A 26,811-nucleotide genomic window follows, 5' to 3' on the forward strand; every position below is an offset into this window, starting at 1 on the left:
GCTGGCTGCCCTTGCAATAAATATTTTCCTTCCCGTGTAAAAAAATCAAAAATCCCGCTAAAGCTTCCTGAACTCCTGACGATATCCTTTACAGAAGTGCTGATTGCGCTGTTGAGCACAGGCTTCCTTAACCGACTTGTGGCAGCAATATCCACTGCACAGGAACCAAAACTCAGGAGATTCATCATGGCTCTAGTCATTAATACCAACGTTGCCTCCCTCAACGCCCAGCGTCAGCTGATGAGCTCAGGTAACGCACTCGACCGCGCTACCGAGCGTTTGTCTTCCGGTAACCGCATCAACTCCGCCAAGGACGATGCTGCCGGTCTCGCTATTTCCAACCGTATGACCTCTCAGGTTCGCGGTCTCGACCAGGCCGTTCGTAACGCCAACGACGGTATCTCTTTGATTCAAACCGCTGAAGGTGCTCTGCAGGAATCTACCAACATCCTGCAACGTATGCGTGAACTGTCTGTTCAATCTTCGAACGGTATCTACAACGCATCTGACCGTAAAACCATGCAAGCTGAAGTTAAACAGCTGCAACAGGAACTGACCCGTATCTCTGAAACCACTACCTTCAACGGTCAAAAACTGTTGGACGGCTCCATGGGTACCAAGCAACTGCAAGTAGGTTCACAAGCTAACCAGACTATCGACGTTACCATCGGTGCCTTCGGCGCCAACTCTCTGGGTGGTGGCACTGGTGACCTGGTAGGTTCAAGCACTACCCTGGCAGAGTTGGCAGCCCTGACCGATCTGGAAATTAATGACAAAGAAGCCACTACCCTGGTGACAGGTTCGGGTGGTAATGCCGAAACCGTTAATAAAATGCTTAATGTGTTGAACGCTGACTTCAACAGCGTTGGCGTTGAGGTTTCAACAGTTTCCGAATTTTCAGCATCAGGTGCAGGCGGTGGTTCAGGTGTTCTGGTAGCTGGTACAGATACCCTGCAAATCGTAGTAAAAGATGGTGACGGTAATGATCAGACCCTGAACATCACTGGCACCAATAACATGAAAGAAGTTGTTGATAAAATTAATGAAAGTGCCGGCGGCGTGGTTCAGGCTTCTCTGAATGATGCGGGTAAACTGGTTCTTACTGCACAGAATGCTACCAGCATCACTGTCACTGATGCTAATGACAAGGTTGGCGGCGGTGGCTCAGCTGATTTCTCTCTGGTACTGAATAAAACGCCTGGCAACACCACTGGCATTAAAGTGGAAGGCGATGCCACGCTTTTGGCTGGTGCCGGCTTTAATGCCCATCAGACTGATGGTTCCATTCAGGGTGCCACCGTTGCAGCGGGTGCTTTGAATAAAGGTGATCTGATCATCAACGGTGTTGAGATCGGCCCGATTGCGGAAGGAACAGCTCAAACAAACCCTGTGCAAACTGCCGTTGAAAATCAGGCATCCAATGTAATCAAGGCAATTAATGAAAAATCAGCAGAGACCGGTGTAATCGCTTATGAAGGCGGCACCAGCGGTATCTCGTTGAAATCGGTCTCCGGCGACGAAATCTCTATCAAGTATGGCGAGAACGCAACAGACGCTGATGTTCTGGCGGCTACCGGTTTGCTGGAGCGTAATGCCACTGAGGGTGCTGGTTCTGTAGCTTCAATCGATATCTCTACTGCAGCAGGCGCTCAGAAAGCCATCGGCATTCTGGATAAGGCTCTGGAGCAAGTGAACGCCACCCGTGCGGATCTTGGTGCTGTCAACAACCGTCTGGATCACACCGTATCCAACCTGGCGAACATCTCCGAGAAAACCGCAGCTTCCCGCTCACGTATTGTAGATGCTGACTTCGCCGCAGAAACTGCCGCGCTGAGCCGCTCTCAAGTGTTGCAACAGGCTGCTTCCGCGATGTTGGCCCAGTCCAACGCCAGACCTCAGCAAGTTCTGTCTCTGCTGCGTTAACAGGTTCGTTAATCGCCACTTTGCCGCCAGCCCTCAGGGGTTGGCGGTAGTTTAGGGAGGACGTTCTATGAGTGAAGTCAGTTTAACCGGGTTAACGTCGTACGGGCGTTTTACGGCTGCGGCTGAGCCGATTGCCAGCGGCGGAAAAGCGCCTCAGAGTGGCAAGGTTTTGCCGCCGGTTGCCCCTCAGGTTAGCCGGCCAGCGGAAAAAGTTGCCGAGCTTCATAACCCTTCAGAAAAAGTACAGGCCGCTGTGGCGCAAATGAATGAATATATTCAGTCAACCCAGCGGGATTTGATGTTTAGCTACGACGAAGAAATTGGTTCTACCATTGTGAAAGTGTTGGACAGAAAAACCCAGGAGGTGATTCGTCAGATTCCCGACGATATTTTTCTGGAGCTGGCCAGAACGCTCAAGCAGGACGAACCGATACCACTTTTTCGAGCGCAGGTTTAGATGACTTAAAAAGCACCTTCGGGTGCTTTTTTTATGCTCGTGTTTTTTTGAGTCACGCTCTATAACGTGTTGATTATTCAGTGATCGTTAATTCACCAGGTTTAAATTGCTCCAGTTAATGTCGTTGAGAGTTTTGCGAGAAAACTCGCGGCTCCTGACCAGGTTTTTCCTTGTTTCCCCCAGCTGTTAATCTACCTTGCTCAAGGGCAGCTACCTCACCAAATCAGGTGCTCTTACTACCAGATTGACCCGTGTTTCCCCAATAAATGTCTCTCCCCAATCCCTGATCATCAGCTTATCTCCCTGCCTATGTTCCATTGGCATGATCATTTCCTGGCACGCTCTGTGCAAAAGACCCATCAGGCAAGAAAGTCATGAAATTACGCGCTTGTTGATCATATTTCATACGAGGTTTGCCACGAAGTCCTATGCCGATGTTTACAGGCTTCAATCATTACGACTTGTCACAGTGAAGTCTGTGGACAGACACATTCATCAGGAGATTTATCATGGCTCTTATTATTAACACTAACGTTGCGTCGTTAAATGCACAGCGCCAGTTGATGAACTCGGGCAACGCGCTGGATCGTGCAACCGAGCGTTTATCCTCTGGTCAGCGTATCAACTCGGCGAAAGACGATGCCGCCGGCCTCGCTATTTCCAACCGTATGACATCGCAGGTGCGCGGCCTGGATCAGGCGATCCGTAACGCTAACGATGGTGTATCGCTGGTGCAAACCGCTGAAGGCGCCTTGCAGGAAGTAACCAACATTCTGCAGCGTATGCGTGAGCTTTCCATTCAGTCTGCCAACGGCATCTATAACAATGCCGACCGCCAGACGTTGAACGCTGAAGTCAAACAGCTTAAGCAGGAACTGGACAGAATTTCTGAAACGACCACTTTTAACGGCCAGAAATTGCTGGACGGTACTTTGGGTAATACCAAATTGCAGGTGGGTTCTGAAGCGAATCAAACTATTGATGTCAGCATCGGTTCTTTTGCTACTTCCCGTTTGGGTGGTACATCGGGCGATATCGTGGGTGAATCTGTTGTAGGTTCAGGCACGACTCACGCCACTGAAATTGCCGCGCTCAATGCATTGCAAGACGGCGACCTGTTGGTTAATGGCACCGCTATCAAACCGATTACGCCTGCTGCTGCAACCCTCGATGAAGCGCTGGCCAGCATTAACGCTGACCTGAAAGGCAAGGGCGCAGAAGTCACCTCACTGGTTCAGGTGGCAGCCGATGCCGCAGGCTCCGGTGTATTGCGGGCGCCTTCGGAAACACTGGAGCTGAAATTGGTTGACGGTGATGGGCTTGCTCAAACCTATACCATTACCGGTACCAATAATCTGAAAGAGCTGGCCGCTAAAATCAATCAGGAAACTGGCCTCGAAGCCAGTATCAGCGACAGCGGTAAGCTGGTGTTAACCGCGCCGGGTGCGTCTTCCCTGACGGTCACTGAAACGGTAGCGGCCGGCACGGCCAGCCCGAGCGGTGTTACTGGCGCAGCTGCGGGCGTTCACCACAATTTTGCTCTGGTGTTTAACGATACCAGCACTGAAAAGCAGGGTGTCAAAATTGAGATGGGTGCCACCGGCGACCCTGCCAGGGTAGGTGCGTTGGGCATTGATGTTAATGATGCCAACGGCAACTTGCTGGGCGCGGAAGTTACCGCTACAACAGGCACCTTGTTGCAAGAAGGCGATCTGGTGATTAATGGTATCGCCATCGGCAAAATTTCTGCCGGAGCTGCACCTGCAGATACCCTGGCTGAAGCCATTCGGGTTATCAACCTGTCGTCCGGCGATACCGGTGTGGTTGCGTTTCCTGGTGGAAACGGCGAGTTGGCTTTGCGCGCTGCCAATGGTGAAGAAATTTCTATTAAATATGGCGACACTGCAGTTGCTGCTGACATCCTGGCGGTTACCGGTTTCCGGGAGCGTAATGCGACCGAAGGCGTAGGCAGTGTTGCCAGCGTGGATATCTCCACCTACGAAGGTGCCCAGCGTGCTATCGGTATCATCGACAAGGCGCTGGAGCAGGTGAATGCTACCCGTGCGGATCTTGGTGCGGTGAATAACCGTCTTGATCACACCATGGCTAACCTGGCGAACGTGTCAGAGAAGACTTCTGCCTCCAAGGCGCGTATTGTGGATGCAGATTTTGCCGCGGAAACTGCCGCTCTCAGCCGGGCACAAGTGCTTCAACAGGCGGCGCAGGCCATGCTGGCTCAGGCCAATGCGCGTCCGCAGGAAGTGTTACAGCTGCTGCGTTAATTGTCAGGGCTGGTTTGGCGTTAAACACATTGTCCGATACACTCGGGCAATGTTGTTTTAAAATGCGCTCCGGTTAATCGCTACAGGAAAGAGGGCAGCTTTTTTACAAAAGCGCCTAAAGTTTGTTCATTGTTTGCCGCTATCAATAACAGCAAGGGGTATTTTCAAGCGTTTGGTGCATTTTGGTATCGATTTTAACGAGCCGGGTGTTGCTACCGTGTTGAAGTAATACACTCTGAATGTTTTCGATCATTGATATTTCGGGCAGGGAAATACTATGGTAACCACCACCAATTCAACTACTACGCCAACTACCACACCAACCACTCGAAATAACTTGTCTTCGATTGGTTCGCAGCTGGTCAGTCAGTTAGGTAGTGGTTCCGGTATTGACCGTGCGGCGCTGGTTGATAGTTTGACCAATGCGACCTTTCTGCCCCAGTCAGAGCGCCTGACCTCTAAAAAAACCAGCATGGAAACCCAGATATCCGATCTGGGCTTAATGCGTAGTTCACTGTCAAAACTGCAAACGGCAGTCAGTACGCTTTCCAATCGCGATACCTTCAATGCCAAAGCGGTGGCGGTGCCCAACACCTCGCTTATTTCTATTACAAAGCTGGAGGCGAAAGCGACGGCAGGTGATTATCGCTTGCAGGTAGAGCAGATTGCCCAATCGCAATCTTTAAGCTCCGCTACCTTCAACTCAACGTCAGCACCTATCGGTACAGGCACATTAACCCTGCGTTTTGGTGACTGGGCCAGTGATGGCAGCTTTAATGTCAATACCGCAAAAACCGGTGCGCCGATTGTTATTAACGAAACCAACAATACCCTGGCAGGTTTGCGCGATGCGATTAACAATGCCGGTATTGGTGTGCAGGCGAGTATTGTCAGTGATGGCGGTAACTATCGTTTGCTGATGACTGCACCTTCCGGTGAGACTAACGAAATTGAAATTACAGCCACTGAGAGTGCTGACTCGCCTGGATTGGCCAGTTTCAACTTCAATGAAAATTCCAAGGCGCTGGTTCAGGAGCAGGAAGGGAAAGACGCCAAATTGCGCGTAAACGGTTTGCTGGTTTCCCGCGAGAGCAATCACATCACCGACGTCATTGCCGGTATGGAGTTTGATATATTCAACAGCTCTCCTACCGAAGTTATCAGTATCAATATCACCGAAGACCGGGCCGCTGCTGAAACGGCAATCCGCGATTTCGTGAAGGCCTACAACGACTTCCTGAAAGAAGTGAATCAGCTTACCGGTTTTAATACTGAGACCAAGGAATACGGCAGCCTGGCCAAAGATCCGCTGGCCAAGAGCTTGTTACAGTCCGTGCGTACCTCCATGACGTCTGCGGTGCCTGGCGTAGACGGCGGGTTTGGTTCTCTCTCAGCGCTGGGCATAAGAACCGAGATGGATGGTTCGCTGAAAATTATTGAAGATGGCACCAATATGGATTTTCGTGCCGCGATGGACAAGCATTACGACAAGGTTGTTGATCTGTTTACCCCTAAAACCGGCTCCACGGCGGCCGGTATTAACGTAACGGCTTTTGGTGCACGTACGGCGGTAGGTGAGTACGATGTTGTTATCACCCAGCAGGCCGAAAAAGGTCGTTACGACGGTGCTGCCATAACCGCCGGTACATTTGATACCACTGGCAAGGATTACGGCTTCAGTATTCTGGTGGATGGTGTCGCCGCGTCTCCCATCCAGTTGCCTGCAAACAAGATATACGGCAGCGGTGCCGAGATGGCTGCCGACATGCAATCGCTGATCAACCTCGACCCGGCGTTAAAAGCGGCTGGTGTTGCGGTTGAGGTTCGCTTTAACCAAACCGAAAACCGTTTCGATTTTATCTCCAACGCCTATGGCAGTAGCAGCAACGTCTCCTTTGCCAGTGTTTCAGATGATATGGATGAGCTGGGGATCACCGCTACCGCAGGTACTGCGGGTAAAGACGTTGCCGGTACCGTGGATGGAGTTGCCGGTTTCGGTTTCGGCAATGTATTGTTGCCCGCGATTGGTTCCAAGGCGGAAGGCTTGAGTATGGTGATTGAGCCGGGCTCTACGGGCGGCAAGATATCATTCTCCCGCGGGCTTGCCGGTACGCTGACTGCTCTGGCGGATAATTTTGTAAAAGCTTCCGGTTTGATCAGTGATCGTGAAGCGACCATTAACAAAAATATTGAAAAAGTTGACGAAGAAAAGAAAACCCTTGAAATGCGCACCGAGGCTTACCGCGCCCGTTTGCAATCCCAGTTTGCAGCGATGGAAATGATCGTAAGAAGTTTGAAATCAACAGGCTCATTCCTCGACGGTCTGAACGATCGCTTGCCATTTACCGCCAAAAGCTGATCCAGGATAGCCGCTTTCCTCCAAACCTTTTGCTCTCACGGGCAAAAGGTTTTTTATTATCTCAACCCGGGGGATAAAATCTTCCGCCGATGCCGCAATAATATTTATCTGCCTGATCCTAAAGTTATTCTCCCCGCCGCCGTTAATTCTGTAGAACCGCTTCAGTTCTGTACTTGCAGAAGCGGTTTCACACGTATTCCATTGACGGGACTTTTTCATGAATGCATATCAGGCTGCCCAACGTTACTCCTCACTGCATGTTCATTCCGGTGTTGAAGATGCTTCTCCCCATCGGTTGATTCAAATGCTTTTTGAAGGTGCTCTGGAGCGTATTGCTCAGGCAAAGGGCGCTATTCAGCAGAAACAGATTGCCCGTAAAGGGGAGCTGATTGGCAAGGCAATTAACATTGTTGGTGGCTTGCAAGGCTGCCTGAATGATAGTGAGGGCGGTGAACTCGCTCAAAATCTTGATAGCCTCTACGCCTACATTATTCAGCGGCTGACCCAGGCCAATTTTGAAACCAATCCCGAGATTCTGGATGAGTGCGGACGCTTGCTGGGTGAGCTTAAATCCGCGTGGGATGCCATTGCTTCGCAGGTGGCGTAATGCGTGTGTTACGTTCGGTTCAGAATAATTATCGCGGTGCGGCGGTTTTTTCTGCGGTTGAAGGGCTTCGTCAGGCGTTCATACTCGCGACAGATTCTCAGGACTGGAAAAAAATACAGCATCTCGACAAAATCTGTATTGCCTTCGTCGACAGGGTAATTGCCGCCAATCCGGATAATCCGCAGCTGCCCATTGCGGTGCTGGATGAATTGAAACGTATTTACAACGTCCTCATTTTTGATTGTCAGCAAAAAGCGGCTTCCATGGCAGTTTGAATAACTGTTACTCTTCGCCCGGTAATACAACAACGAAGAGTGGAAGCTCGTGACTCATTACAATTCGCGTGAAGCACTGAAACAATACCGACAGCTGGGGCTGGAGTCGGAGATTGACAGTGCTTCGCCGCATAAACTTATCCAGTTGCTTTTTGCTGCGGCGCTCAACCGTATTGCTGTCGCGCAAGGCGCGATTGAGCGTGGCGACATTCCCTTGAAAGGCGCACAAATTGGCAAGGCCATGGGCATCGTCTCAGGCCTTCGATCCTGTGTGGATCTGGATGTTGGCGGCGATCTTGCTCAAAACCTCGATGGATTGTATGAATATATTGGTCTCCGGCTGTTAAGAGCATCCAGTGCTAACGATCTTGAGGCACTCACAGAAGCCGCCAATTTGCTGAAAACGTTGAAATCCGGTTGGGATGGGATTGCAGGTCAATAAAAAGACTGACAGAATACCGTCGTGTGACTTACATCACGTCAAAAAAGTGTTCTCCGTCAAATTATTGTTTGGGTCAAAATCACAGTGTGAGGATGACATAAATTTGACTGATTGTTTATGGCAAGCTATTAATTAAACAATGAGTCAGGTGGTTGACGGGCGCGTGTTGCGGGATTTCCTGAAACTGCACAAGGACATGGGTTTACTTTTCCCGGATTCATCCAATCAGGTCACTGTATTATGCGACGGAATAATAAAATTCTGGTCATTGACGACAATCAGCAACGTCGACACGATCTCAGGATCCTCCTCGATTTCCTTGATGAAAATACCCTTATAACCCCTGGTGATTGCTGGCAAAGCATGGCTGCCGAGCACGCTGAACCTGAGGATTATATGGTGGTTTTTATTGGTGAGCTGCAAAGCGGCACCAGCACCAATGAGGTGATCCGTGGCATACGCCAATGGCATGATGGTATGGGGATTGTACTGCTCGGCCACGCGCCGCTCAGCATCTCGGAAAACACCGAAACCTGGGGTTCAGCAGTACTCACGGGGTTGCCCATGCCGCTTACCTACCACGCGTTGGTCGATACGCTGCACAGAGCGCGATTGTACCGTGAAGCGCACCGTTTGCACTGCCGCCAGCCACAGCGCCGTCCGGTGCACCTGTTCAGAAGCCTGGTAGGCAGCAGCAGCGAAATTCAACACGTTCGCGAAATGATGTCCCAGGTGGCAGAAAAAGACGTATCGGTACTTATTACGGGTGAGTCCGGTACAGGTAAAGAAGTCGTCGCCCGTAACCTGCATTACAATTCTGCCCGCCGCGATAAACCTTTTGTTCCGGTTAACTGCGGAGCGATTCCCGCCGAGCTGTTGGAAAGTGAATTGTTCGGCCACGAAAAGGGTGCTTTCACCGGTGCCATCAGTGCCAGAGCAGGGCGCTTTGAGTTGGCTGAAGGCGGTACGCTGTTTCTGGACGAAATAGGCGATATGCCGTTAAACATGCAAGTAAAAATTCTGCGTGTGTTGCAAGAGCGTTGTTTTGAACGTGTAGGCAGTAACAAAACCCAATCGGTAGATGTGCGTGTTATTGCCGCGACTCACCGTAACCTCGATGCCATGATCATTAACGGTAGTTTTCGTGAAGATCTTTACTACCGGCTGAATGTTTTCCCCATCGAATTGCCTTCCTTGCGTCAACGCAGTGAAGATATACCGCTGCTGATCAACGAGCTGGTTGCGCGCATGGAAAGCGAGCAGCGAGGCACCATCCGTTTTAACTCCACCGCGATTATGTCGCTCTGTCAGCATGAATGGTCGGGTAACGTGCGTGAGCTGGCCAACCTGGTTGAGCGCATGGCGATCATGCACCCGGAAGGTGTTATCGGGGTCAATGACCTGCCGTTGAAATACCGTCATATTGAAGTTGAGGACGAATCATTTGGTATTACGGTTTCGGCGCAGCCACCGGTTGCCAATACCGCTTTCGTTAATATGAATGACACACCGCTGTTGCCGGAGCAGGGCATCGACCTGAAAGAGTACATCAACAATCTTGAGATGAATCTTATTCAGCAGGCCTTGAATGATTGCGGTGGGGTTGTTGCAAGAGCCGCAGACCGTTTGCAAGTGCGCAGAACTACCCTGGTAGAAAAAATGCGCAAATACGATATGCAACGCTAACCAGGCGTTTTTATAGATTTACCCGGGTATATTGCGCCGCGAGGCGCAATATCTCATTTCCCGCTTCATAAACTCTCCTTGTATTTCTTTCTCCCGCAGGCTGGTTCTTTATCCGGTTTGACGGGCTGCCTTAATAATTCATTGCGTAAGCTGAACTTTCAGTTTTTTGTTGCCATCGTTATCTATCAGCTGCCGCTGGCTTCTGCTAATCCTTCATAAGCTTTACAAGTGTGTAAGGACAATCTAGTATTCTCGGACAACGTTGTCTGTATCGGCAAGTAATACACTTTCCGCCCTGCGGAATTACCTGATTTTGGAGATAAGAATATGCGCGTTAAAGCACCAAAATTATTGAGTTTTCGTCGTTGTGTATACACTTTTTTATTGGCTGGGGCGGTGCTTCTTGCCACCTCCGCCAATGCAGAGACGCGTGTGGTGGGTTATGTTCCCTCCTATAAAAATATGTCGGCGGTGGTCGATAAAACCGATTTAAACAAGCTTACCCATATCAATATTTCATTCCTGAATCCTTCGGCAAATGGTGCTGTTGCGGTCGATGGAAATCCGGTGTGTATGCCGGGTGCGGCGAGTGGCAACGCGGCGGGGTCCGAAATCCATTCAGTGGTTAAAAAAGCCCACCAGGCGGGCGTTAAGGTTTTGGTCTCGGTGGCAGGCGGGGTTATTCCGGCGTGTTCGGGTGATTGGGCACAACTGCTGCAGCCTGCCAGCCGTGCGCAACTGGTGGACAATTTGTTGCAGTTTGTCAGTGACTTTAATCTGGATGGCATCGATATTGATATTGAAGGTGTGCTGCTAACCGCTATTGATGAGGCCGGAAATTACACGCCGTTTATTCAGGCGCTGCGTAGCGGTCTGCCGGATGGAAAGTTATTAACGGCGGCTACCGCCTCTTATGTGGGCGGCATGGTTCCCGAGTCGTCGCTGCCGTATTTTGATTTTGTCACTTTGATGTCCTATGACAGCATTGGGCCGAGTTGGGGTGTTGCCGGTAGCGAGCATTCAAGTTTTGCTCAGGCGCAGGCAGATGTCAGTCTATGGCAATCGCGCGGCCTGGCAAAAAATAAATTGGTATTAGGTGTTCCCTTTTACGGCTACGGGTATGGTGAGTATCGGCCAGACTACAGCTTCGCCGATATTGTTGCGCAGTTTGGTGCGGAGGCCGCAGAGAAAGATTTGATTGGAAAAGCGTGCGCCGGTTGCAGCTATATTACTTACAACGGCATTCCAACCATTCGCAATAAAACCCGTTTGGGGCTTGCTGTAGGTTCGGGGGTGATGATCTGGGAGATGGATCATGATGGCACGGGTGAGCACAGCTTGCTGACGGTGATTTCGGAAGAAATTAACCGAAAAAAATAGCAGCCAACTCATCGCATTCAGGGAACAGCAGGGGCAGGGCGCTTTCGATGGGTTTTCAATGGGAAAAGCAGTAGGTCTTGCAGTGAGATCCCCTTTTAAAAAGGGGATCTACAACTCAAACCTTGCATCGTTACGCGGATTTTATACGTAACGATGCGGGGCAAAATCAGGCAGACGTCTTCGGCGCTGCTCTTCTTGGGCCTGAAGAGTGGGAACCGCTTCCTTTACGGTGTCCTGTCGCCGCCGGCTTGCCTTTTTGATTGCCATTGGCCGGCTTTGCGCCCAGCTTCGGCTTGTTACTGGCCGCACCTGGTTTTCTTGGTGCACCACGACCGCCTCCATTGTTGTTGCGGGCAATGGTGGTATTACGGCCGAGCTGAATAGGCTCGGGAGCAATGGTCGGATCCGGCTCGAAGCCTTCAATCACCACCTTTTCAATATCCCGCTTGATCAGCTTTTCAATATCGCGCAGAAATTTGTGCTCATCAATACACACCAATGACACGGCTTCACCCTCGCGCTCGGCGCGACCGGTACGACCAATGCGGTGTACATAGTCTTCCGGCACGTTGGGCAATTCATAATTGACGACGTGCGGCAGCTGATCAATATCAATACCGCGCGCGGCGATATCGGTAGCTACCAATGCGCGCACGCCGCCATTTTTAAAATCTTCCAATGCCTTGGTGCGAGCACCCTGGCTTTTATTACCGTGAATAGCGGCTGCAGAAATACCGTCCTGCTGCAGTTGCTCGGTCAAACGGTTGGCGCCGTGTTTGGTGCGGGTAAAAATAAGTACTTGTTTCCAGTTACCTTCCTGAACCAGCTTTGTCAGCAGCTCACGCTTGCGGTGGCGGTCTACCGGAAGAATGCGCTGGGTAACGCGTTCGGATGCAGTATTGCGACGGGCAACTTCAATCAACGCCGGCTGGTTAAGCAGGCGGTCAGCCAGAGCTTTGATCTCGTCGGAGAAGGTGGCAGAAAACAACAGGTTTTGACGTTGTTTTGGCAGTAAAGCCAATACTTTTTTTATGTCATGAATAAAACCCATATCGAGCATGCGATCGGCTTCATCCAGTACCAGAATTTCTACCTGCTTTAGCGAAACGGCATTTTGCTGAACCAGATCCAGCAAGCGCCCGGGCGTGGCAACCAGAATATCAACACCGCCACGCAACTTCATCATTTGCGGATTAATGCTTACGCCGCCAAACACCACCAGTGAACGCAACGGCAAATACTTGCTGTAGCTGCGCACGTTTTCATACACCTGGGCAGCCAGTTCGCGGGTGGGCGTCAAAATAAGTGCGCGTACCGGTCTTTTTTGTGTCGCTGACCCGGTGGCTGAGTTGCGGCTCAACAGTTCCAGCAATGGCAGGGTGAAGCCGGCGGTTTTACCGGTTCCGGTTTGTGCCCCTGCCAATAAATCGCCGCCTTTTAATACCGCGGGAATGGCCTGAGCCTGAATAGCGGTGGGAGATTGGTAACCTTCTTCGGCAATAGCACGAAGAATATCGGCACGCAGGCCGAGATTTTCAAATGTCATAGGAATTTCCTGTGGCTCCATCCACCCGATGTCGCGGGCACGGTCCTGGGGAGCCGGAAGAGGGCGGTTTGCTGTTGAATGAAACCGCTAATAGAAAGGCAATGCTGACCGTATAGGCACTGTGGCGCGCACTATACAGGAGTTGCTGCAGGTTGACCATTAAGTCACCAGGGAAATTCGCGAGCCGGGAAAATCGAATTTTGTGGCGGTCACCGTCTGGCGCATGCGGCGCACGGCAGATAACTCGTCTATTCGCCAATGTTTTGACTTGGGTAGATTTTTATGTTTTTAACTGGTTGAAAATATTGAAGTTTTTTTGTTGGCATTGTGTTTGCAATTACTCTTGAAACCGGATGCTCTACGTCGACATTGTGACGAAGTTCCGACATCAACTGCCAAAAGGAAGACGTTATGTCTCAGGGTGTTTCGCTCGCTAGTCCCCGCGCTGCACGCATGATTACCGTGCCGACAGCCACCCTGACGGTTGCGCCTTTTTCGGGAAAAGTGAAAACCCCTGAAATGCAACAAGCGTTCGACCTGTTCAATGAAATGTCACGACAACTCAGCGATTCCTATTCGGTACTGGAAAGTCGTGTGGCCGAGTTAAATCAGGAACTGACAATCGTTTCTGAAAAGCGCATTCAGGAGCTGGCAGAAAAAGAAAAATTGGCACATCGCCTGGAAAGCCTGATCAATTTTCTGCCCGGTGGTGTGGTGGTGCTGGACTCCAGTGGTCGGGTGTCAGAATGTAATCCGGTCGCGGTCGATTATCTCGGCGAGCCGCTGCAAGGCGAATTATGGCGTGACGTTATTACTCGCAGCTTTGCGCCGCGACAGGACGATGGCCATGAAGTGTCATTGCACGATGGTCGCCGTATCAGTATCACCACGCGCAGCCTCGGTGTTGACGGTCAAATTATTCTGTTAACCGACCAAACTGAAACCCGCCGTCTGCAAAGCGAATTAAGCCGTCATGAACGTTTGTCGGCGCTGGGGCAAATGATGTCGGCGCTGGCGCATCAAATCAGAACGCCGCTTTCTGCCGCCATGTTGTATGCCGGTCATTTGTGTTCAGGTTCGCTGGATGAAACCCGCAAGCAACAATTTTCAGAAAAAATTTATAGCCGCCTGAATCATATTGAACGTCAGGTGCAGGACATGTTGTTGTTCGTCAAAGGCGAACTGCCCTTGAATGACGTCATCAGCGTCGCTGAATTGCAAGATCATCTTGAAGAAGCCATGGAAGTTCCGCTGCTGACCACCGGATCCGTTTGCGAATGGCGCAACGATGCCCGCGAACATTTTATTTTGTGTAACCGCGACGCGCTGGTCGGTGCGGTATTAAACCTGGTTAACAATGCTATTCAGGCAGTGGAAAAAAATGCCCGGTTACGCATTGAGCTGTCTTCCATAACGCTGGGTGACCAATCCGCGCCGCAATTGCTGGTGCGCGTGGTTGATAACGGCCCCGGTATGTCCGAGTCGCTGCTGGCGCGCGTCGGTGAAATTTTTGTAACAACCAAATCCCAAGGTACCGGTTTGGGCCTTGCGGTAGTGCATGCGGTTACGCGCGCACACAAAGGCAAATTCTTTTTGCAATCCGAATTGGGGCAGGGAACCTGCGCCAATGTTCTACTTCCTATCGCCCGATTTAATTCGCCGGTTATTCAGGAGAATGCGTTATGAGTCTCGCTGCGCAATGTAAGCCATCCGTAGATTTGATTAAAGTTATGGTGGTAGAAGACGACCCCAATTTGCGTGAGGCGCTCTGCGACACTTTACAGTTGGCTGATTACGACGTTCTTGTGGCCGCCAGTGCCGAAGAGGCAATGGTGCAGCTGGGGCGACACGCGGATGTGCGAATGATTGTTTCCGATGTCAACATGGGCAACATGAGCGGCCATGATTTATTGCGGGAAGTGAAAAAAAACTGGCCGCATATTCCCATGCTGTTGATTACGGCTTACGCCAGCATCAGCGATTCTGTTGATGCCATGCGCTGCGGTGCGGTCGATTATCTGGTAAAACCGTTTGCGCCGGATATTTTGATTGAAACCGTTGGTCGCCATGTAGGGACAGTGTCCTCACCGGATGACGAACCGGTTGCCAATGCCGCGTCCAGCCAACAGTTGTTGCAGTTGTCCCGCCGCGTTGCCCAGTCAGAATCTACGGTATTGATTGTGGGCGAATCCGGTACCGGTAAAGAAGTACTGGCGCGTTACATTCACAACCATTCTCCCCGTAAAAAGCAGCCTTTTATTGCCATTAACTGTGCAGCCATTCCGGAAAATATGCTGGAAGCCATGTTGTTTGGACATGAGAAAGGTGCTTACACCGGCGCTCATGCCAGCGCGCCTGGCAAGTTCGAACAAGCGAACGGTGGCACTTTGTTGCTCGACGAAATTTCCGAAATGGATATCGGCTTGCAAGCGAAATTGTTGCGCGTGTTACAAGAGCGTGAAGTGGAGCGCCTGGGTGGCCGCAAAACAATCAAATTGGATGTTCGTGTTATTGCCACTTCCAACCGTGATATTCGCAACGAAGTGGTGGCCGGCAAATTCCGTGAAGACTTGTATTACCGTTTGAGCGTACTGCCTTTGCAGTGGGCTCCGCTGCGTGATCGGATTGATGACATTGTGCCGCTGGCAGAAAAAATTCTGCAAAAACATGCCCGCAAACAAAATCGTAGTGGTGTCAGCTTGTCTATGGATGCCATGCAAACCATGATTGCCTGGCCGTGGCCTGGTAATGTGCGCGAATTGGATAACGTCATGCAGCGCGCGTTGATTTTGCAGTCGGGTAACCGCATCGGCGCTGCCGACCTGGGCCTGGTTTCCGATACTATTTACAGTCAGAAGCCTGACCTGGTGATGGCCGCGCAACATTTTCAACAGCCGTCTGCTATCCAGCCGGTGGCTGCGCCGATTGCCGCCAGTATACCGTCAGCGGTGGATCATCCGTTTTCGGTGGTGACGCCGGTTCGTTCTGCGCCGGTATTTCAGGTGTCAAATTTTGACCCGGATAATATTCGCATCGCCAACCCGGACTATGCGCGCAACCCGCAATTGGGCAACGACCTCAAACAGCGCGAATATGAAATTATTATGAATACATTGCATCAGGAGCGTGGCAGCCGTAAAAATACCGCCGAGCGTTTGGGGATTAGCCCGAGAACCTTGCGTTACAAAATTGCTCGCTTGCGCGAAGATGGTTTTGAGATTACTGAATGACGGTGATTCTGCTTTTTTCGGAACCAACGTTCTGAGGATAAACCCGCATTGTGCTGGCTTGAAGTGTCAGCAACCTGAATCCCCGGCCTTAACAGTCGGGGATTTTTCTTACCTGTCATCCGCAATTATCTCTTCTTTTTTCCAATGCATTCTGCGCTGTTACGCTCTCCACCTGCCTGCTGTAGAAAAGCGGCAACAATTGGCCTGCTTTGTGCAATATCTCTTCATAGCTGCCGCCTGCCACGAAGAATGACAATTTTCCGTCACCGTGTGCCGAAGGCTTTCATGACAAGTACCCGGATTCGGGTGCTGGATTTGTAAAAGTGGGACAAGGCTATGACTGATCGCGTTGACATTAATCGTTTGCTGGTTGAAATGCGCTCGATGAAAGCACAATCGCAAGCGTTTCAGCGCCCGCAGGGAATTAGCAATCTTGATGTCAGAAATATTCCCGGCCAGTCAGTCAACCCTGTCAATAAAACGCCGGGGTTTGGCGAGGTAATGTCACAGGCGATCAACAAGGTCAACGAGTTGCAAAAAAGTTCCAGCAGTATGGCTACCGCTTACGAGCGTGGTGTTGAGGGTGTCGATATTACCGACGTTATGATTGCCTCGCAAAAATCGTCGGTTGCTTTTCAGGCCACCGTGCAAGTGCGCAATAAAGTGGTAGAAGCCTACCGCGATGTAATGAATATGCCTATCTGATTTTGTTTACAACGAATCAGCTAACACAGACAGATTGAGTACAGGAAAAATTCATGGCGGCTACTACTGATATGGCAAGCGAATCCGGCGGCGTAGAGCGATCTTCGCGCGGCAAACCGGGTGCCGGTTTGATTGAAGGGTTCAGCAACCTCAATATTGTTCGCCAGGCCGGCCTGATGATTGGCCTTGCGGCCAGCGTTGCCATCGGTGTGGCGGTTGCGGTGTGGACCATGGGTGGCAACACCAGTGAAGACTACCGCCCGCTGTTTGGCCGCATGGATAACCTGGACACCACCACGGTGATGGATGTGCTGGATCAACAGCGAATCAAATACCGCATGGACCCTAATACCGGCATCATTCTGGTTAATGGTAATGATGTGCATATGGCGCGCTTGAAACTGGCAGAAGTCGGTTTGCCTGGAGAAACATCCACCGGCTTTGAATTGATGGATAAAGAGCAGCCGCTCGGTACCAGTCAGTTTGTTGAAAATACCCGCTACCATCGCAGCCTCGAAGGTGAACTGGCGCGAACCATCACCAGCATTACCAGTATTCGTTCTGCGCGTGTGCATTTGGCGTTGCCAAAGCGTTCGGTATTCGTGCGTGATGCCCGCAAGCCAACGGCTTCGGTATTTGTAGAAGTGTTTGCCGGTCGCAGTGTTGACCCCTTGCATGTAAAAGCCATCACTAACCTGGTGGCATCCAGCATCCCGGATTTGCAGCCGGCGGATGTTACCGTGGTCGATCAGCGCGGCAATTTGCTGTCTACGGGTGAAGAAAATCATGAATTATTATTGGCCGGTAAACAGCATGAATATGCCCGCACTGTAGAAGACGGCTTGATCAAACGCGTTAATGGAATTCTTGCGCCGGTGCTGGGCGGTGAAAATTTTCGGGCGGAAATCAGTGCCGATATTGACTTCACCGCCGTAGAACAGGCGGCCGAAACCTTTAACCCGGACTTGCCAGCGATTCGTAGTGAGCAGGTGCTGAACGAACAGCGCTCCAACGATGCAGCGGTAGGTATCCCTGGCGCTTTGACCAACCAGCCTCCAGGAACCACCACTCAGGTACCGGAGCAAATTGATCCGGAAACCGGTTTACCAACCGGGCAAACCGCGCCGAAAAATACCCGCGAGCAGGCAACCCGTAATTTCGAGCTGGACCGTACCATCAGTTACACCCGCCATCAGCAAGGCACTCTCAAACGCCTGACCGTTGCCGTGGTGGTAGATGACAAGCTGGTGCGCAACGCTGAAGGTGTGGAAGTTTATCAACCCTGGAGTGACAACGAGCTGGAGCGTTTGGCGATTCTGGTACGCGATGCGGTAGGTTTTTCGGCGGCGCGTGGCGACAGCGTCAATGTTTTGAACTCGCCCTTTCAAAATCGTCAGGAAACCTGGGTGGCTGACGTAGTGCCCTGGTGGGAAACCTGGTTAATTCCCAACCTGAAATACATTGTCGGTTTAATTATTATCCTCGCGCTGATTTTCGGTTTGCTGTTGCCGGTGGCTCGCAGCCTGTCAAAATCCGCCGAAGAAGACCCGGATGATGAAGATGCACGCCAATTGGCTGCACTGGAAGCGGCCGGTATCGGTTACGATGGCCTCTCTGAAGAAACCGTTACACTGACCGGCGCCAGCGCCTTGATGTTGCCAGGCCCGGAAGAAAGTTACGAACAACAATTGAACGCCATCAAAGGGTTGATTGCCGATGATCCGGGCCGTGTGGCCCAGGTGGTAAAAAGCTGGATAAACAGAGAAGAGTAATCGGGCTGTGGCTGAGAACAAACCTGCTGAAAAACCTGCAACCAAAATGCGTGCCGTCGATCAGGCCGCTATTTTGCTGATGTCGCTCGGTGAAAGTGATGCCGCCGAAGTGTTGAAACACATGGGGCCAAAAGAAGTGCAGCGTATTGGCGCCGCCATGACGCAACTGTCCAATGTGCAACAACAGGATGTGCAACAGGTGATGACCAACTTCCTGGAAGAGGTAAGAACCCTTACCGGGCTGGGCGTTGGCGCCGACAATTACATTCGCCGTATGCTGGTCACCGCGCTGGGTGAAGACAAGGCCAATGGCCTGATTGATCGTATTTTGCTGGGTGGCAACACCACCGGCCTCGATACCTTGAAATGGATGGAAGCCCGTTCCGTGGCTGACCTGATTCGCAACGAGCACCCGCAGATTCAGGCGATTGTAATTGCCTATCTCGACTCCGACCAATCGGCAGAAATTCTCAGCTTTTTCCCGGAAAAAGTGCGTCTGGATATCGTGATGCGAGTTGCCTCGCTAGACACCGTACACCCGGGCGCGCTGCAGGAACTGAATGCCATTCTTGAGAAACAATTCTCCGGTAACGCCGCCTCGCAAACCAAAACCATGGGTGGTTACAAGGTGGCGGCAGAAATTATGAACAATCTGGATGGCTCTATTGAAACCAGTTTGATGGAAGCGATTCGCAATGTAGACGAAGACATGGGCAATCAGATTCAGGATCTGATGTTCGTGTTCGACAACCTCAAGGACATCGACGACCGGGGTATTCAGGCGCTGTTGCGCGAAGTGTCTTCCGATGTATTGATCGTGGCATTGAAAGGTGCCGATACCGACCTGCAAGAGAAAATTTTCAAAAACATGTCCAAACGCGCTGGCGAATTGCTGCGTGATGACCTCGAAGCCAAGCCGCCTGTGCGTCTTTCCGAGGTTGAAACGGCGCAGCGGGAAATCCTGATGATTGCCCGCCGTATGGCTGACTCCGGCGAAATTATTCTCGGCGGCAGTGGCGAAAAAATGCTGTAATGCGATTATCGTCGCTTAATGGACTCACTGCATTATGCAATACACCCACCAGCCGAACCGTATCGCTGCTGAAGACCTGAAAGAGGTCTCGACCTGGAAATTACCGGAGATTGATGACCGGGGTGTCGTGGTTTCTTCTGCTGAAAAAGAAGAGCGCGAGCGGCAGGAAGCACTGCGCCGCCAGGAGCAGGAAAAAATCGAAGACGTTGAAATGACCGAAGCCGAACTGCCACAAGGGGGTATGACGGCGCAGGACATGCAGGAAATTTTCGACGCCGCCGAAAAAGACGGTTTTGCGCAAGGGCACCAGCAAGGCGTTAGCCAGGGGCATCAGGAAGGCTACGAAGCCGGACGGCAGCAGGGCCTTATGGAGATGCGCCAGCAGCTGGTCATGGAGCAACAGCGGTTTCACGGCATTGCCCAGGCATTGCTGACACCGCTGGCAGAGCAGGATCAGGATATCGAGAAGTTGCTGGTAGATATCGTCAGCACGCTCACCACCAGTGTGGTGCAGCGGGAACTCGCTACCGACAGTTCTCATATCGTTTCGTTAGTGCAGCAGGCTATTGATGTGCTGCCGGCGGGCAGTAAAAACCTGCGTATTTTGTTAAGCGCGGATGATCTGCAAACCCTGCAGGACTACACCGACCAGCACCAGCTGGATTGGAAGCCGATTGCCGATGCCCGTGTGCAAAGCGGCGGCTGTATTGTTGAAACCCTCGAAAGCCGGGTCGATTTTACGGTGGCGCAGCGCCTGGCTGTAGTACTGGAGCAATTCCGTACCAAGCAGCTCGGCTCCAGTGATGCGGAGAGCAGCGCTGAACAGCCCCTTGAAAACCCCGCCGACATTGCCCCCACAACGGTATTGAAAAGCACACCTGCGATTGACCCCCACGCGGTGCCGAATGAATAACCGCCGCTCACCGCTGGCGCGTTTGCAATCCTACGCGCCGGTAAAAACGCCGGTTATTGAAGCGCAAGCCGAAGGGCGAATTACCCGCTCGGTAGGCCTAACGCTGGAAGCGGTAGGTTTGAATGTTTCCATTGGTCGCCAATGTGAGGTGATCACCGCTGATAAACGGCGCATCGAAGCCGAAGTAGTCGGTTTTTCCGGCGACAAGGTATTTTTGATGCCGATCAAAAATATTGACGGTTTGCAGCCAGGCGCCAGAGTCGTGCCGGTATCTGCACAAGCGGGCATCCGTATCGGGCCGCAATTGCTGGGCCGGGTTATTAACGGTATTGGTCAGCCGATTGACAACAAAGGCCCGTTAGTCGGCGACGAGTTTCTTGATTTTATCCCCCGCGAAATTAACCCGCTGCAACGTCACCCCATCAGTGAGCCTCTGGATGTAGGCATCCGTGCCATCAACGCACTGATTACCGTAGGGCGCGGCCAGCGTTTGGGCTTGTTCGCCGGTAGTGGTGTGGGCAAGAGCGTGCTGATGGGCATGATGACCCGTTTTACCACGGCCGATGTCGTGGTGGTTGGTCTGGTCGGCGAGCGGGGGCGGGAAGTTAAGGAGTTCATCGACCATATTCTCGGTGAAGAAGGTATGCGCCGCGCGGTAGTTGTGGCTTCGCCAGCCGATGATGCTCCGCTGATGCGTTTGCGTGCCTCGCAGCTTTCCAGCCGGGTGGCAGAACATTACCGCGACAAGGGCAAGAACGTATTGCTGCTAATGGATTCGCTGACCCGCTTTGCTCAGGCGCAGCGGGAAATTGCCCTGGCCATTGGTGAGCCACCCGCTACTAAAGGTTATCCGCCTTCGGTGTTTGCCAAAATCCCGCAATTGGTTGAGCGAGCCGGTAATGCTGCCGCCAATGAAGGATCAATTACCGCGTTTTATACGGTATTAACCGAAGGGGACGACTTACAAGACCCCATCGCCGACTCGGCGCGGGCCATTCTGGATGGCCACGTGGTGTTATCGCGCCGCCTGGCGGAAGAGGGGATTTACCCCGCTATTGACGTAGAAGCCTCCATCAGCCGGGCGATGCAAAACATCGTCGCTGAAGACCACGTGAAGATGATGCAACGTTTCAAGCAGTTGCTATCCCGCTACCAGCAAAACCGTGACCTGATCAGTATCGGTGCCTACACGCCGGGCGCTGACCCGGAAACCGATATGGCTATTGAGCGTTTTCCGCATTTACGGGCGTTTATCCAGCAAGGTCTGCGCGAACCGGTGCATTTGTCTGAAGCCATCAACCACTTGCAGTCGCTGTTAAAAGTGACGCCACCGCCAGCAGCCCGTGGCGCCAGCCCGCTGGCGGCGCAACACAAAAAACTCTGATAGACATCGGATAGAAAAAGGATTGCAGTGTGGCCGAATCCCGCGCAAAGCGTATGCAACTGGTACTGTCTCTTACTGAGCGTCAGGAGAAGGAGGCGGCTACCCGCGTGGAAGAGTGCAAAACCTTGCTGACTCAGGAGCAGGAGCAGCTGCAACAGCTGCAAGACTACTCCGGGCAGTATCTTGAAGCCTACGCTGATAAATCCGGCTTGTTGCAAGTGCAGCAGCGGATCAACTACAGCAGTTTTATCCAGCGGTTGACGGTGGCGATTGAAGAACAGCGCTACAAAGTTGAACGCACCGCCAAAGTCCATGAACAGGCGTTGGCACGCTGGCAGGATGTCTACCTGCGGCGCAAATCCATCAGCCAGTTGATCGAGCGCCTGCAACAGGAAGAAAACGCCTTGCTCGACAAACGCTTACAAAAAGAACTGGATGAACTGGCCGCTCAGCAATTCAACCGACGCGAGTTGTAACGGCTAGAGTACGAGAGGCTTCAACGGGCATGATTCCGGTTTCATAAAAGTCATTTCTAACCCTTTGATGACGGCCATTAATATTGTAATCTTGCCTGATTAGTGGGGTAAGAGCGCAATTTCTGCCAACGCAAGTAACAAAAATGTCACTTTGGCTATTATCGTGACAATTTCATCAAACAAGGCATGTATGAAAGACATTCCACAAGAATGTCAGATAACGATAAATCCGGGATGTGTATTTAGAGGTATTACATGGCAATTTCTTCAAGCGTATCGGCCGATGGCAGTCAATTGACAATAGCGGTTGAAGGGCGCTTCGACTTCAGTTCTCATCAGGCTTTTCGTATGGCCTATGAAAAACTGCCCAAGGTTCCGACCTTATTTCGTGTGGATTTGAGAGACGCGACCTATCTGGATAGCTCGGCGTTGGGAATGTTGTTATTGCTGCGTGATTATGCCGGTGGCGACAAAGCCAGTATCGAAATCATCAATTGTTCACCAGACGTTAAAAAAATCCTTACTATCTCCAACTTTGAACAGCTGTTTACTATTCTCTGACGGTGAGTCGATTTTCCCGCGTGGTTGTTAGCGCGGCAGCCAGCAGGATTGGCAATAACATTCGCAACCGGCTCAGGCCGGTTTAACGTTTTAAACCCGGAAGGCTATGATGCCCGCAACCGGCTTATCCATTCTTGTCGCCGATGACAATGCCATTGATCGGATGATCCTTGAAACCATTCTGCATAAGGATGGCCATCAGGTATTTACCGCAACCAATGGCCGCGAGGCGGTAGATTCCTGGCGCGAGTTTCGCCAGGCTATTGTACTGATGGACGCCCTGATGCCGGAGATGGACGGCTTTGAGGCGGTTCGCCACATCCGCCAAATGGCCGGTGAAACCCTCGTTCCGGTTATTTTCCTGACCGCATTAACCGACACACCTTCCTTGCTCAAATGCCTTGAGGCCGGCGGCGACGATTTTCTCTCCAAGCCTTACAACCGCGTAATTCTGCAAGCCAAAATCAAAGCTTTTAATCGTATGCGCGAAATGCACGCCACCATGCAGGCGCAGCGCAATCAAATTGCCCACCACCATGCCCTGATTGTGCACGAGCAAAAAGTTGCCCGGCAGGTGTTTGACAATATCGCTCACAGCGGTTGTCTCGATGCCAGCAATGTTCGCTATTACCTGTCTTCAATGGCTATTTTTAATGGCGATGTGTTGCTGGCTGCGATGACGCCGTCGGGCAATATGATGGTGTTGCTCGGGGATTTTACCGGCCATGGCTTGCCTGCTGCGATCAGTGCCATGCCGCTGGTAACCACCTTTTACGGCATGGTCCCGAAAGGTTTTTCGCTACAGGATATTCTTCGTGAAATTAACAGCAAATTAAAGCACACCCTTCCGGTGGGCTTTTTTTGCTGTGCGGTGATGATTGAAGTCAATTTCAACCAGCGTCAACTTTGTATCTGGAATGGCGGTTTACCGGATGCCGTTTTGCACCACTCGCAAAATGGCGAAATTCAACGTTTCCGCTCCACACATTTGCCGTTGGGGGTGCTTAACGAGCAGCAGTTTCAGGTGAACTGTGAGTACGTTAATGTGCAGCCGCAAGATCGTTTTTATATGTGGTCAGATGGCATTCATGAAGCCATGAACAGCGCCGGTGAAATGTTTGGCGAAGAACGGTTGTTGCGTTTATTTAATGACGTTAAAGCCGAGTCCCGCTTCGATCGGATATTACAGGATGTGAATCTTTTTGCCGGGAGTGAAAACAAACAGGATGATGTGTCATTGTTTGAAATTATTATGTCGGCGCCGCTCGACCCGGGTTCCCATGATCGGCCGGAGTCCAAGGCGATGACCGGGCGTTTGCATCAATGGCAACTGGCTTTTGAAATTCAGCCGGCCACGTTCAAGGTATTTGATCCATTACCGCTGCTGTTGCAAATTTTAATGGAAGTACCGGGGTTGCAAGGTTCTGCTACATCGCTTTACACCATTCTCGCCGAGCTTTATTCCAATGCACTAGAGCATGGTATTTTGAAACTGGATTCGGCCATCAAACAACAACCGGATGGTTTCAAAAACTATTATCAATTGCGCGAAGAGCGCTTGCAGCAACCGCATGAAGGCGCCTTTATTGCGCTTTCTTTTGATTGCTCGGCAGAACACCACGGCGGGCGACTGGTCATTCGGGTGCGGGATAGCGGTGACGGTTTTGATTATCACCGTGCGCCTGAGGCTGGCGATGCCAACCAGTGGAGTGGGCGAGGTCTTTATCTTTTATCAAAGCTCTGCCACGACATGAAGTTTCATGGAAATGGCAATGACATTGAAGTCCATTATGTCTGGGGCGAAACCGACAACCGCGAAAAAGAGGTCGACCATGTCCGTTAATACGCTTGATCGTGAAGTACTGACCTCATTGCGCCTGATTATGGAAGAGGATTTTGCCGCGCTCCTTAATGCCTGGTGGCAGGATGCGGGCGAAAAAATGGCACAACTGCACGAAGCCGTTCGCAACGATGATCACGATGCCGTGCGCCGCACAGCGCACAGCCTGAAAGGCAGTGGCAGTAATTTGGGCTTGCTGGCGCTTAACGCGGTTTGCCAGGAGATCGAATCAACCGCAACAAGCATGAACCTGGCCAGCGAGGCGACCGGGCACATGCTGGTAAACTTGCAGCAATCCATCAACGCATCCGCACAAGCACTACAGGAAGAAACCGGCGTCATATTAATCGGCGCGAATTTTTCAGGCTGACTCTCAGTTACCTGTCAACCGCCGGGCCGTTTATGGCGGATTGGCACTGCCTTTGCATTTTACCTTTCGGGTTTTCACGTCCCGCCTGTAGCGGCCAATCTTTGCCGCTGTGAGAGCGTGATCATTACACGAGAGAAGGCATGAATAACGGATCCGGTATTTCACAATCGACCGCCAACGCGGCATTTACCCGCGCCTCGAATACCAAAACAGCGGTAAGCGTAGATTTCGGCGGCGCAGGTAGTAACAACTCCTTTGAAAATACCTTGCAGCAGGCGCGGCAAAAAGTTGCCCGTTCAACGCAGGAGCGTCCAGCTCCCCCAAATCCTCGTGAGCCATCAACTCCCCGACCAGCGGCAGCTGCCGCCAAAGACAGCGCACCGCTGCGTGCCGAACAGGCCACTGAAAAAAGACCGGCAGCGGCGAATAAAAACGAACCGGACACGTCGCCTTCCAAACCCTTAACGACAGAAAATACTGAACTCGCCGCTGTGGAAGAAACCTCAACAGCCGCGCCCTTAACCGATGCCAGCCAGACAGCGCTGCCGCTTGAAGATACCGCCCCGGGTGTTTTACTGCTGGCTAACGGCGTTCCGGATCAGGTGGTTACCGACGAGACTGATCCGCTTGACGGGGAATCTCTGCTGGCAGAGGTTGATACGGAAGAACCACTGCCTGAAGAACTGCTGAAACCGGAAGAGGAAACAGACGCTCCGGTTGAGGAAGAACCCGTGGCTATTGCCGTTGAGACCGACGAGGCTGCGCCAACACCTCAGGTAGCCTTGCAAGGTGCGCCGGCCAATGCCCGGACAGATGCCGCCGCGAACACATCGGAATCGGCAGTGTTAACGGCCAACAAAGTCACCGTCGAGGCTGGCAAATCAAGCGGTGCGCCGGTAGTGGATGATTCCATTGCCGGCGCTGATGATGGGCTGCCTGCGGAAGAGGGCTTGCTTGCCAGGGCGAGCGGGTCGGCGTCGCGCACGTCGCTGCCCACTGATGCAAACACGGCTCCGCCAGCCGAAACGCGCACAGCACCTCCCACCACCGCAGTGATTGCTGAAACCACGCGGGCTGCAGAAAGCCTGGCGGTAACGGGGCGCGGTTTTACGGTGCAATCCCAGGTGGGTGTGCCAATGGGGCACCCGCAATGGAATCAGGCGGTGGTCAACCGCGTTATGTGGCTATCGGCGCAAAATCTGCCATCCGCTGAAATACGTCTCGACCCGCCAGAGCTGGGGCCGTTACAGGTGCGCATTCAGGTGCAAAATGACCATGTGCAAGTCAATTTTGTTAGCCAAAACCCCAATGTGCGCGACGTGCTGGATCAGCAAGCCAACCGTTTGCGGGAAATGTTTGCCGAAAATGGCATGTCGCTGGACGTGGGCGTTTCCGATCAGGCATTTTCCCGGCGCGATCAGGAACAATCCTCTGGTGGTGGCAATGGCAGCAATGCCGAACCCGGTGATGAAGAAGAGCAGGCCGCCACCGCTCGCATTATTCGTCTGGTAGATCATTACGCCTGACGCCAGTCCGTTATTTCTCCGTTATTGCCAATATCACTGTCGCC

The 26,811-nt window shown here is 51.9% G+C and carries 23 protein-coding genes; 21 read left to right on the plus strand and 2 right to left on the minus strand.

The window, feature by feature from the left end:
- The first annotated feature begins 186 nt into the window (after positions 1 to 186).
- The 4 genes from C4F51_RS09200 (at position 187) to fliD (ending at position 7,021) form a co-directional block, all read left to right on the plus strand.
- Positions 187 to 1,923, plus strand: a complete 1,737-nt coding sequence (locus C4F51_RS09200; RefSeq protein WP_193909203.1) for a flagellin N-terminal helical domain-containing protein — start codon at positions 187 to 189, stop codon at positions 1,921 to 1,923.
- Between the two features lie 67 nt (positions 1,924 to 1,990).
- On the plus strand, positions 1,991 to 2,380 hold the full coding sequence (locus C4F51_RS09205; RefSeq protein WP_193909205.1) for a flagellar protein FlaG: 390 nt from the start codon (positions 1,991 to 1,993) through the stop codon (positions 2,378 to 2,380).
- 509 nt (positions 2,381 to 2,889) lie between these two features.
- A complete protein-coding gene (locus tag C4F51_RS09210) occupies positions 2,890 to 4,662 on the plus strand; it encodes a flagellin N-terminal helical domain-containing protein (protein ID WP_193909207.1) in 1,773 nt (590 codons plus the stop codon).
- Between the two features lie 277 nt (positions 4,663 to 4,939).
- Complete coding sequence (gene fliD, locus C4F51_RS09215; protein WP_193909209.1) at positions 4,940 to 7,021, plus strand: flagellar filament capping protein FliD; 2,082 nt, start codon at positions 4,940 to 4,942, stop codon at positions 7,019 to 7,021.
- Here the strand turns inward: fliD and C4F51_RS09220 are convergent.
- Positions 6,971 to 7,240, minus strand: coding sequence for a hypothetical protein (locus C4F51_RS09220; RefSeq protein ID WP_193909211.1), 270 nt, complete (start codon positions 7,238 to 7,240; stop codon positions 6,971 to 6,973). The two genes, fliD and C4F51_RS09220, sit on opposite strands and share 51 nt — an antisense overlap.
- On the opposite strand from C4F51_RS09220, the gene fliS (C4F51_RS09225) reads away from it, so the two are divergent.
- From fliS (C4F51_RS09225) to C4F51_RS09245, 5 genes are all read left to right on the plus strand, one after another.
- A complete protein-coding gene (fliS, locus tag C4F51_RS09225; RefSeq protein WP_193909213.1) occupies positions 7,239 to 7,628 on the plus strand; it encodes a flagellar export chaperone FliS in 390 nt (129 codons plus the stop codon). The genes C4F51_RS09220 and fliS (C4F51_RS09225) overlap by 2 nt on opposite strands.
- The gene (locus C4F51_RS09230; RefSeq protein ID WP_193909215.1) at positions 7,628 to 7,903 is read left to right on the plus strand and encodes a hypothetical protein; all 276 of its coding nucleotides are present in this window, start codon (positions 7,628 to 7,630) and stop codon (positions 7,901 to 7,903) included. Before fliS (C4F51_RS09225) ends, C4F51_RS09230 begins: the two co-directional genes overlap by 1 nt.
- A gap of 49 nt (positions 7,904 to 7,952) precedes the next feature.
- Entirely contained in the window at positions 7,953 to 8,345 is a 393-nt protein-coding gene (fliS, locus tag C4F51_RS09235) for a flagellar export chaperone FliS (RefSeq protein WP_193909217.1), read from the plus strand.
- 240 nt (positions 8,346 to 8,585) lie between these two features.
- On the plus strand, positions 8,586 to 10,031 hold the full coding sequence (locus tag C4F51_RS09240) for a sigma-54 dependent transcriptional regulator (protein ID WP_193909219.1): 1,446 nt from the start codon (positions 8,586 to 8,588) through the stop codon (positions 10,029 to 10,031).
- A gap of 327 nt (positions 10,032 to 10,358) precedes the next feature.
- Positions 10,359 to 11,411 (plus strand): glycosyl hydrolase family 18 protein, encoded by a 1,053-nt coding sequence (locus C4F51_RS09245; protein WP_193909221.1) that lies wholly within the window; start codon positions 10,359 to 10,361, stop codon positions 11,409 to 11,411.
- 166 nt (positions 11,412 to 11,577) lie between these two features.
- Here the strand turns inward: C4F51_RS09245 and rhlE are convergent, their stop codons facing one another.
- Positions 11,578 to 12,957, minus strand: a complete 1,380-nt coding sequence (gene rhlE / locus C4F51_RS09250; protein WP_193909223.1) for an ATP-dependent RNA helicase RhlE — start codon at positions 12,955 to 12,957, stop codon at positions 11,578 to 11,580.
- A 411-nt stretch (positions 12,958 to 13,368) separates the two neighbouring features.
- Between rhlE and C4F51_RS09255 the strand changes: the two genes are divergently transcribed.
- The 12 genes from C4F51_RS09255 to C4F51_RS09310 all read left to right on the plus strand — a co-directional run bounded on the left by C4F51_RS09255 (position 13,369) and on the right by C4F51_RS09310 (position 26,767).
- Positions 13,369 to 14,643, plus strand: a complete 1,275-nt coding sequence (locus C4F51_RS09255; protein ID WP_193909225.1) for a sensor histidine kinase — start codon at positions 13,369 to 13,371, stop codon at positions 14,641 to 14,643.
- Entirely contained in the window at positions 14,640 to 16,187 is a 1,548-nt protein-coding gene (locus tag C4F51_RS09260; protein ID WP_193909227.1) for a sigma-54-dependent transcriptional regulator, read from the plus strand. The genes C4F51_RS09255 and C4F51_RS09260 overlap by 4 nt, the downstream gene beginning before the upstream one ends.
- Before the next feature lie 336 nt (positions 16,188 to 16,523).
- Entirely contained in the window at positions 16,524 to 16,892 is a 369-nt protein-coding gene (gene fliE, locus C4F51_RS09265; protein ID WP_193909229.1) for a flagellar hook-basal body complex protein FliE, read from the plus strand.
- A gap of 71 nt (positions 16,893 to 16,963) precedes the next feature.
- Positions 16,964 to 18,664 carry a flagellar basal-body MS-ring/collar protein FliF gene (gene fliF / locus C4F51_RS09270; protein WP_193912496.1) on the plus strand — a complete coding sequence of 567 codons (1,701 nt, stop codon included), beginning with the start codon at positions 16,964 to 16,966 and terminating at the stop codon, positions 18,662 to 18,664.
- Positions 18,665 to 18,671: 7 nt separating this feature from the next.
- The gene (gene fliG / locus C4F51_RS09275) at positions 18,672 to 19,697 is read left to right on the plus strand and encodes a flagellar motor switch protein FliG (protein WP_193909230.1); all 1,026 of its coding nucleotides are present in this window, start codon (positions 18,672 to 18,674) and stop codon (positions 19,695 to 19,697) included.
- 34 nt (positions 19,698 to 19,731) lie between these two features.
- Complete coding sequence (locus C4F51_RS09280) at positions 19,732 to 20,610, plus strand: flagellar assembly protein FliH (protein WP_193909232.1); 879 nt, start codon at positions 19,732 to 19,734, stop codon at positions 20,608 to 20,610.
- Entirely contained in the window at positions 20,603 to 21,994 is a 1,392-nt protein-coding gene (gene fliI, locus C4F51_RS09285) for a flagellar protein export ATPase FliI (protein ID WP_193909234.1), read from the plus strand. The genes C4F51_RS09280 and fliI overlap by 8 nt, the downstream gene beginning before the upstream one ends.
- Positions 21,995 to 22,023: 29 nt before the next feature.
- Positions 22,024 to 22,470 carry a flagellar export protein FliJ gene (gene fliJ, locus C4F51_RS09290; RefSeq protein WP_193909236.1) on the plus strand — a complete coding sequence of 149 codons (447 nt, stop codon included), beginning with the start codon at positions 22,024 to 22,026 and terminating at the stop codon, positions 22,468 to 22,470.
- Between the two features lie 255 nt (positions 22,471 to 22,725).
- Positions 22,726 to 23,031 (plus strand): STAS domain-containing protein, encoded by a 306-nt coding sequence (locus C4F51_RS09295; RefSeq protein WP_193909238.1) that lies wholly within the window; start codon positions 22,726 to 22,728, stop codon positions 23,029 to 23,031.
- 106 nt (positions 23,032 to 23,137) lie between these two features.
- On the plus strand, positions 23,138 to 24,874 hold the full coding sequence (locus C4F51_RS09300) for an ATP-binding SpoIIE family protein phosphatase (protein WP_193909239.1): 1,737 nt from the start codon (positions 23,138 to 23,140) through the stop codon (positions 24,872 to 24,874).
- Complete coding sequence (locus C4F51_RS09305; protein WP_193909241.1) at positions 24,864 to 25,241, plus strand: Hpt domain-containing protein; 378 nt, start codon at positions 24,864 to 24,866, stop codon at positions 25,239 to 25,241. Before C4F51_RS09300 ends, C4F51_RS09305 begins: the two co-directional genes overlap by 11 nt.
- A 140-nt stretch (positions 25,242 to 25,381) precedes the next feature.
- The gene (locus C4F51_RS09310; RefSeq protein ID WP_193909243.1) at positions 25,382 to 26,767 is read left to right on the plus strand and encodes a flagellar hook-length control protein FliK; all 1,386 of its coding nucleotides are present in this window, start codon (positions 25,382 to 25,384) and stop codon (positions 26,765 to 26,767) included.
- Positions 26,768 to 26,811 lie beyond the last annotated feature (44 nt).

Source organism: Cellvibrio polysaccharolyticus, from assembly GCF_015182315.1.
In the GTDB taxonomy this organism is placed as follows: domain Bacteria; phylum Pseudomonadota; class Gammaproteobacteria; order Pseudomonadales; family Cellvibrionaceae; genus Cellvibrio; species Cellvibrio polysaccharolyticus.

Excerpts from the sequence above, each read along its gene's own strand:
- C4F51_RS09200 (WP_193909203.1), top strand. The coding sequence starts at position 187 with ATGGCTCTAGTCATTAATACCAACGTTGCCTCCCTCAACGCCCAGCGT.
- C4F51_RS09205 (WP_193909205.1), top strand. The coding sequence starts at position 1,991 with ATGAGTGAAGTCAGTTTAACCGGGTTAACGTCGTACGGGCGTTTTACG.
- C4F51_RS09210 (WP_193909207.1), top strand. The coding sequence starts at position 2,890 with ATGGCTCTTATTATTAACACTAACGTTGCGTCGTTAAATGCACAGCGC.
- fliD (WP_193909209.1), top strand. The coding sequence starts at position 4,940 with ATGGTAACCACCACCAATTCAACTACTACGCCAACTACCACACCAACC.
- fliS (WP_193909213.1), top strand. The coding sequence starts at position 7,239 with ATGAATGCATATCAGGCTGCCCAACGTTACTCCTCACTGCATGTTCAT.
- C4F51_RS09220 (WP_193909211.1), bottom strand. The coding sequence starts at position 7,240 with ATGAAAAAGTCCCGTCAATGGAATACGTGTGAAACCGCTTCTGCAAGT.
- C4F51_RS09230 (WP_193909215.1), top strand. The coding sequence starts at position 7,628 with ATGCGTGTGTTACGTTCGGTTCAGAATAATTATCGCGGTGCGGCGGTT.
- C4F51_RS09240 (WP_193909219.1), top strand. The coding sequence starts at position 8,586 with ATGCGACGGAATAATAAAATTCTGGTCATTGACGACAATCAGCAACGT.
- C4F51_RS09245 (WP_193909221.1), top strand. The coding sequence starts at position 10,359 with ATGCGCGTTAAAGCACCAAAATTATTGAGTTTTCGTCGTTGTGTATAC.
- rhlE (WP_193909223.1), bottom strand. The coding sequence starts at position 12,957 with ATGACATTTGAAAATCTCGGCCTGCGTGCCGATATTCTTCGTGCTATT.
- C4F51_RS09255 (WP_193909225.1), top strand. The coding sequence starts at position 13,369 with ATGTCTCAGGGTGTTTCGCTCGCTAGTCCCCGCGCTGCACGCATGATT.
- C4F51_RS09260 (WP_193909227.1), top strand. The coding sequence starts at position 14,640 with ATGAGTCTCGCTGCGCAATGTAAGCCATCCGTAGATTTGATTAAAGTT.
- fliE (WP_193909229.1), top strand. The coding sequence starts at position 16,524 with ATGACTGATCGCGTTGACATTAATCGTTTGCTGGTTGAAATGCGCTCG.
- fliF (WP_193912496.1), top strand. The coding sequence starts at position 16,964 with ATGGCAAGCGAATCCGGCGGCGTAGAGCGATCTTCGCGCGGCAAACCG.
- C4F51_RS09280 (WP_193909232.1), top strand. The coding sequence starts at position 19,732 with ATGCAATACACCCACCAGCCGAACCGTATCGCTGCTGAAGACCTGAAA.
- fliI (WP_193909234.1), top strand. The coding sequence starts at position 20,603 with ATGAATAACCGCCGCTCACCGCTGGCGCGTTTGCAATCCTACGCGCCG.
- C4F51_RS09295 (WP_193909238.1), top strand. The coding sequence starts at position 22,726 with ATGGCAATTTCTTCAAGCGTATCGGCCGATGGCAGTCAATTGACAATA.
- C4F51_RS09300 (WP_193909239.1), top strand. The coding sequence starts at position 23,138 with ATGATGCCCGCAACCGGCTTATCCATTCTTGTCGCCGATGACAATGCC.
- C4F51_RS09305 (WP_193909241.1), top strand. The coding sequence starts at position 24,864 with ATGTCCGTTAATACGCTTGATCGTGAAGTACTGACCTCATTGCGCCTG.
- C4F51_RS09310 (WP_193909243.1), top strand. The coding sequence starts at position 25,382 with ATGAATAACGGATCCGGTATTTCACAATCGACCGCCAACGCGGCATTT.